This window comes from Desulfobacterales bacterium (assembly GCA_028704555.1).
Lineage (GTDB): Bacteria > Desulfobacterota > Desulfobacteria > Desulfobacterales > JAQWFD01 > JAQWFD01.
Window position 1 is genome coordinate 1 of the sequence record JAQWFD010000074.1, and the last position, 6,778, is coordinate 6,778.

6 protein-coding genes are annotated in these 6,778 nt (G+C 51.9%); all 6 read left to right on the forward strand.

Features of this window, described 5'->3' with window-relative positions:
• The coding region (locus PHQ97_15740) for an efflux RND transporter permease subunit (GenBank protein ID MDD4394184.1) at positions 1–1,459 on the forward strand (1,459 nt) is incomplete at its 5' end.
• Between the two features lie 188 nt (positions 1,460–1,647).
• On the forward strand, positions 1,648–1,929 hold the full coding sequence (locus tag PHQ97_15745; protein ID MDD4394185.1) for a hypothetical protein: 282 nt from the start codon (positions 1,648–1,650) through the stop codon (positions 1,927–1,929).
• Between the two features lie 64 nt (positions 1,930–1,993).
• Positions 1,994–2,239, forward strand: a complete 246-nt coding sequence (locus PHQ97_15750) for a hypothetical protein (GenBank protein ID MDD4394186.1) — start codon at positions 1,994–1,996, stop codon at positions 2,237–2,239.
• A gap of 193 nt (positions 2,240–2,432) precedes the next feature.
• Positions 2,433–3,938 (forward strand): sensor domain-containing diguanylate cyclase, encoded by a 1,506-nt coding sequence (locus PHQ97_15755; GenBank protein ID MDD4394187.1) that lies wholly within the window; start codon positions 2,433–2,435, stop codon positions 3,936–3,938.
• Positions 3,939–4,962: 1,024 nt separating this feature from the next.
• Positions 4,963–5,652, forward strand: a complete 690-nt coding sequence (locus tag PHQ97_15760; protein MDD4394188.1) for a response regulator transcription factor — start codon at positions 4,963–4,965, stop codon at positions 5,650–5,652.
• Positions 5,653–5,836: 184 nt separating this feature from the next.
• Positions 5,837–6,349, forward strand: coding sequence for an EF-hand domain-containing protein (locus tag PHQ97_15765; protein ID MDD4394189.1), 513 nt, complete (start codon positions 5,837–5,839; stop codon positions 6,347–6,349).
• The last annotated feature ends 429 nt before the right edge of the window (positions 6,350–6,778 follow it).

A 6,778-nucleotide genomic window follows, 5' to 3' on the forward strand; every position in this document is an offset into this window, starting at 1 on the left:
TGGCTTGATCATGATGTCACGGGTCCAGTCGGATACGGCCAAGGTGACTGCCGTTCTCCCTGTGGGAAGTCCTATGGGCAAGGTCGTGGCCGTTCAGGACAGGCTGGCCAACGCCATGGAAGCGGTGGCCACCGAAAACGGGGGTGATCGACTGCTTAAGGGGGTTTCTTCCAGGATCAAAGAAAACCAGGTGGAAGTAAGGGCCTACCTCACTGATTCCGGGGTCCGCCTTTTGAACACCAGCGAGGTGACCCGGCTGTGGCGGGAAAAGTTCGGTCAGGTTGTTGGCCTGGAATCCCTGCGATTTGAGTCGGACGGGGGTGGGCCCGGCTCCGGGGCTGCATTGACCGTTGAAATTTCTCATTCTGATATTGATGTGCTTGAGCAGGCCAGCGCTGCCCTGGCGGATCGTCTGGCCGAGTTTTCAAACGTCAAGGATCTCGACGACGGCTACACCCCGGGTAAGCAGCAGCTCGATTTTTCCATCAAACCCGAGGGCCAGAGTCTGGGCCTGACCTCTGCCGAGGTCGCCCGCCAGGTGCGCAATGCATTTTCCGGTGCCGAGGCCTTCAGTCAGCAACGTGGCCGCAACGAGGTGACCGTCCGTGTGCGTCTGCCCGAGAGCGAGCGTCTCAGCGAATACCATGTGGAGAATCTGATGATCCGCACCCCGGCCGGCACTTTTGTACCGCTGCTCGATATTGCTGAGGTCGAACGGGGCCGGGCCTATACTACCATCAGCCGCCGCGATGCCCGGCGCACCGTGACGGTGAGCGCTAACGTGGAGCCGATCGGCGAGACCGGCCAGGTGCAGGCCACCCTCAACAGCAGCATTTTGCCCGAGCTGGCCCGTGATTATCCCGGGTTATCGTATGGCTACCAGGGCAGGCAGGCCGATATGAAAGAGAGCATGCAGAGCCTGATCGGTAGCTTTGTCCTGGCCATTCTGGCCATTTACTTTTTGCTGGCGATTCCGTTTCGCAGCTACAGCCAGCCGCTGATCGTCATGATCGCCATCCCCTTTGGCATTGTCGGCGCGGTACTCGGCCATCTGCTGATGGGATACAACCTCAGCCTGATGAGTATGATGGGGATTGTGGCACTCTCCGGGGTGGTGGTCAACGACTCGCTGGTACTGATCGATTACGCCAACCGCCGGCGACGCGAAGGCACCGGTGCGGTGGAGGCGATCCGAGTTGCCGGCCTGCGCCGTTTCCGGCCGATCGTCCTGACCACCCTGACCACCTTCGGCGGCCTGGCACCAATGATTTTTGAGACCTCCCGTCAGGCTCGGTTCATGATTCCCATGGCTCTGTCGCTGGGTTTCGGCATCCTCTTTGCCACGGGTATCACCCTCATTCTGGTGCCGTGCCTGTATCTGTTAATTGAAGACATACACCACTGGGTGGGACACGGAGAGCCGAAGAAGACAGTGATTGACGCCCAGCCGACTAAATAAACGGGCACGGCATCCCCCGGATCGTGCTGGAGAAGCCGGCAATGGGCGGGACGGACTCCGTGACATTGTGACCGCAGTTATGATCAAGCCCTTACAAAATCTTTACAATTCTGTCCCGGAACAACAAAAAAACTTTACATTCGTCATCTATCTTATGCCCAATAAATCAACCGCAAAGGAGGTTAAAAATGAACAGACAGAAATTATTGAAAGTGTCATCAACCGTGGTTTTGTTCGCACTGATAACGATGACCGGCTGTGCCAGGGACCAGGATCGTGATTATAAACAAGGCCGACGTCAGGGGCCACCGGCCGAAGCGATCGCGGCATGCGAAGGCAAACAGGCCGGTGACAGCGTCGAATTTACGGGACGTTACGGTGAAACAATCCAGGCGATTTGCCGTGAGTGCAACGGCCGGATGGCAGCCGTTCCCGATGGGATGCCACCGGGCGGTGACCGACCTGACTGACCATTGTTAAGAGAGTCTCTTAAAAGCGGCATTGGCTTATGTCGAAGAATTGAGAGATCATCATATGCCCATGCTTCGGGCGGCAGACCTCCATGCGTTGAGGCTGGCACATGAAGCATCGAACATGATTGTGACTGCGGAGATGAAACTGCGGGCGTCGATAATGCGTAAAGAAAGCAGGTGCAGTCAATTCCGGTTGGATTATCCTGCTCCGGATACTGAAAACTGGAATGTCCGGATCAATATTTACAGGGGCAGTGACGGTAAAATGAAGCTTGAAAAGCAGGCGTTTGGCAGCTGGCCGTCATAAGGGTTCAATCGAAAATAATTTTATCCATAAAACCAGGTCCATCCAATTTACAAAAAAAACGAAAAAATTTTATGTGCAATCAATCCATTTTTTTTATATAGTCGCAGATGATCTTACACTGAACGCCGCTGGAGGAAAATCCTCGTGCAATGACAACTTTTAAAGGATGATGCGAACAAACAAAAGGGTCCTCATGACTATGAAATCTGAAGACATAGAGAAGTTAAATAGTGAAATCAGCCTGTTGCGACGGAAAGTTGCCGAATTTCAGGGGACTGAACAACGCTGCCGCAACGCCGAGGCCGCGCTCAAAGCCTATGAAGAAAGAAACCGGCTTCTGGGCGATAGCGCGCCGCTCGGAATTTTTGCCATTGATACCCGGGGTGGTATAACCGGTATCACGCGGAAAATGCAGCAAATGCTTTCCTGGCCTTCTGTCTGCAACTCAGAAGCAGTGAATCTGTTCGATTGTCAGGCCATGCTTGCGTCGGGAATCTTCCCAGATATTCAGCGCTGCATCGATCAGAATCAACCGGTCATCACTGAACATCCCTTCACTGATCCCCAGGGGACCTGCGTTCATTTGCGCTATTATCTCAGTCCCATACCTGGCGCCAATGACACCGTAAGCGGCGTTATGGCCATTGTTGAAGACTATACCGAATTGAAAAGGGCGGAGGATGCCCTCAGGGAAAGCGAGAAGCGATATCGCCAGTTGTTTCAATCCGCCCCCATCGCCCTGATCGAATGGGATGCTTCCCCTTTGAAGGCCTATCTTGAAGAACTGCGGTTATCCGGGGTCTCTGATTTTAGAACATACCTGGAGCAAAATTCTCAACAGGTTCACCATTGCTGGTCGTTGATAAAGGCTGTGGATCATAATCAGGCCTTCCTGGACCTGATGGGCGTGGCCGACAGCGCAGGGCACAGGGGTGCTTTTCTTCCAACCGATTCAAAGTTTTTTTTAAAAATGGCACGGGAGATCATCCTGGTGGCTGTTACGGGAAATGCTGCAGTCGAACGCGAAGAAACACTCGTGACGACAACCGGAGAGTCCAAAATTGTTTTGGGGAAATCATTGGTCGTCTCCGGTTACGAGGATACCCTGGCGCGGGTGGTGATTGCCCTGGTGGACATCTCTGAGCGTAAAAGAGCGGAAGCTGCTTTGCGGGATAGGGAACGAAAATTTCGGGAGCAAGCCTTCCGCGATGGCTTGACCGGTCTTTACAACCAACGTTACCTGTATCAGTCTCTTGCCAAATGTATTGAACATGCGCACGCCAACGGCACCCCGGTTTCACTGATATTTATGGACCTGGACTATTTTAAAAAGGTCGTTGACACCTATGGCCATCTCAATGGTAGCCAGGCCATCCGGAAAGTTGCCGGTACCATTGATAATTGCCTGAAAGAACCGGCTTATGCCGTGGCCTACGCGGGGGATGAGTTTGTGGTAGTCCTGCCGGGGCTGGATCAGTTCCAGGCCTTTCAAAAAGCCTCCGAGATCCGTTCCAGGGTGAAAAATACGGTCTATGTCCTGGATCAGGGCATTGAGGTCCGGCTGCAGGCCAGCTTTGGGGTAGCAACCTTTCCGCAACATGCAACGGACTTAGACGGTTTGATTGCTGCCGCCGACCACGCCCTTTTTGCCGTCAAGAAAGCTGGTAAAGACGCCATTGGCCAGTTTCAAAGACCGTAGTGCGTTCAGCCGGGCTTGTCATAACTTCGGCCATATCACCGTATATATAGCGCCTCCGGCCCGCCCCATCCCGGCTTCTTCAGTACGGTCCGGGGAATGTCGTACGCCGGCAATGGGCGGGCCGGAGGCCGTGACAAGGTGGCCGAAGTTATGATCAAGCATGTTCAGCCTTATCGCAAAAGGCGAATAGCCCTGACAGGGCCACACTCACCATGAGCATCCTCTTTACAAAATCTTAACAATTTTGTCCCTGAGCAACACAAAACCTTTACATTTATTTTATATTTTACGTCTGGAAGCGGTCGGGTTTTCAGCGGGTAGCGCTGACAATAAAGAACACCCAAATGCTTTTAAAATCCATAAAGAAGGATAACGCCACGAGGATTATGGGACTATTCGTATAGTTTCTTAGAAGTTTTTCAGGCCATATTTCTGAAAGGAACCGTTAGTGCCTTATTCCTTAAACTCTGTCAAAAAAAAGGGCCTGATCATAACTGCGGCCATATTTTTCAGTGCGTAGCCTCTGAGTTCCGCCCGTTGCCGGCGTACGACATGGCCCGATCCGGGTAAAAGATGTCGGGGCCGTAAAACGTTAAGAAGCGCAAACGGCTTGAGGCGTGCCGAGTTTTTGCGCTTTAGATTCATGGGCCCGGCATCCCCCGGATCGTGCTGGAGAAGCCGGCAATGGGCGGGACGGAGGCCGTGACATTGTGGCCGCAGTTATGATCAAGCCCCAAAAAAAAGAATTTTCCCGTTATAGTTACCGCCCGATTCGCTCGAGACGCGAAGAACGCAGAGCCTCGAAACAGCGGTTTTGGTCTCTGCGAGCTTTGTGCCTCGAGAGAGCGAAGCGAACGGGCGGTAGAAAATTAAAGAGTTTTTTGTAACGGCAATTCCATGGAAATCGGGTTGCGGGCACGGCCCGCGTTAGTTACTTACAAGTTGAAAGGAAATTAGCGGCAGCCTTTTTTGATACCCCGCTGCTCGTGGCGGGGTCGATTCAATACAGGCCGGGATGAATGTTATGTCTATGAACCAGCCCACCGTACTGTTTATTGCCGGGATCGCTGAAATTTATTCAGATTTGAAGCAACTTTTAGCCCGGGACAATATTCGGGTCTGCCATGTTGAGCGCCGTGAGGCCAAAATATTGCTTGCCGAGAACGATCGGCCTCATCTGGTTGTGCTTGACTGTTCTGGACCCGGGGTCGCCGGGCTGGTTCTGTGTCAGGAAATCCGTGCTCTATATTCGGGGCTTCTGGTTCTTGTTTCCGAATACGGAGACGAACGGTTTCATGTCCTTGCGCTGGGCCTGGGCGCGGATGCTTCCCTGTCCATCACCGCAGGTGCGCCGCTGGTGGCGGCCAATATTAAAGCGTTGCTTCGACGGTTTTCGCCTGCAGCTCAGCCCTCGGTACTGACGTTCGGAAAGCTGACCGTCGATACCAACAGACGGGATGCTTTTGTTGCGGGCCAGGCGGTGAAACTTTCCACCATTGAGTTTCAACTTTTCTGGTATCTTTCCCAAAAATCCGGCTGCGTCGTCACGCGGGATGAAATTTCACTCGAACTTTATCACGCAGCCTACAATGGATACGACCGTAATATCGACCTGTATATTTCACGCATCCGTCAGAAAATCGGAGACGATTCGACGTCCCCCCGATACTTGAAGACTGTCCGCGGGGTCGGGTACCAATTTGTGGGGGAGTAGGTCCGGCATGCCGTCTGCCGGTTCAAAGTGCGTTGCCGGGAGATCAGCCCCTCTCTTCTGATACAAACTGTTACTTTCCTGTGACAATAAGACCATAGAGTTTTTGTTAAAAAAGACGATATAAAAAATGTGGGAAGATTATTTTTCCAGGATCAGCAATAAAACAATTTCAAGGAGGTAAAACATGATCAACGGCATAAACAGTATGAGCAGTAGCGCCATGTCGATGATGAGCAGCAGTTCCACGGTTCGACAGCAGCCGCCCCCGGGCAACGATGTCTTCCAGATGACAGACACAGACAGCGACGGACTGGTTTCCGAAACCGAGCTTGAGACTCTGGTGGCAGGCCTTGAAGAGATTACCGGAACCAGTATCGACGTTGAAGAGGCGCTCAGCAGTTTTGACGCCGATGAGGATGGAGCCTTGAGTGGGGAAGAGCTGCGAGGATTGATGGACAGCAACGGATTCTCCCCATCCGATATGGCCAGCAATGAAAGTGGCGAAACACAGAGTATGCAGCCGCCGCCCCCGCCGCCGCCTGCCGTTACTGAACAGGCCCTGTCAGCTTATGCTCAAAACACCGAAGATGATCAAATAGAACAATTGATGCAGTTTCTGGAGGAACAGAATAGTGCCGGCTCCGAATTCTCTTCGGTTAATGCTATTGAATTTTCTTCGATTAATGTCATTGGCTGAGAGGAATATTTTATACCGCCCGTTCGTTTCGCTCTTTTGAGGTACAGAGATCGCAGAGACCAGAACCGCTGTTTCGATGCGCTGCGTTCTCTGCGCCTTGAGCGAAGCAGGCGGTAAATATACCCGTACGGAGACGAAAAACGTAAACTTATTTTCCATTTCGTGTGCTGTAATCCAAACTCTGGTCGACTTCTTTTCAAGAAGTCGTTTTTAGAGGAAAAACTGAGGTTTTTCGCAAAGATTCACCTCTGCACAAATCCATTCAACCCATCTGAAATCCAAAAAACAATCCTTTTTACAAACTGAAGTTTCCCATTTTTTTACAACGGGGTGTCAAGACAAGCGTTGGGACTGAAATGTAAATACCTAATAAATACGAATGCTTATAGAAAAAATTTTCCAATTTATAACCTATTGATTTTATTACAA

Bases quoted from the DNA above. Each gene is read 5' to 3' on its own strand.
- PHQ97_15745 (MDD4394185.1), top strand. From the start codon at position 1,648: ATGAACAGACAGAAATTATTGAAAGTGTCATCAACCGTGGTTTTGTTC.
- PHQ97_15750 (MDD4394186.1), top strand. From the start codon at position 1,994: ATGCCCATGCTTCGGGCGGCAGACCTCCATGCGTTGAGGCTGGCACAT.
- PHQ97_15755 (MDD4394187.1), top strand. From the start codon at position 2,433: ATGACTATGAAATCTGAAGACATAGAGAAGTTAAATAGTGAAATCAGC.
- PHQ97_15760 (MDD4394188.1), top strand. From the start codon at position 4,963: ATGTCTATGAACCAGCCCACCGTACTGTTTATTGCCGGGATCGCTGAA.
- PHQ97_15765 (MDD4394189.1), top strand. From the start codon at position 5,837: ATGATCAACGGCATAAACAGTATGAGCAGTAGCGCCATGTCGATGATG.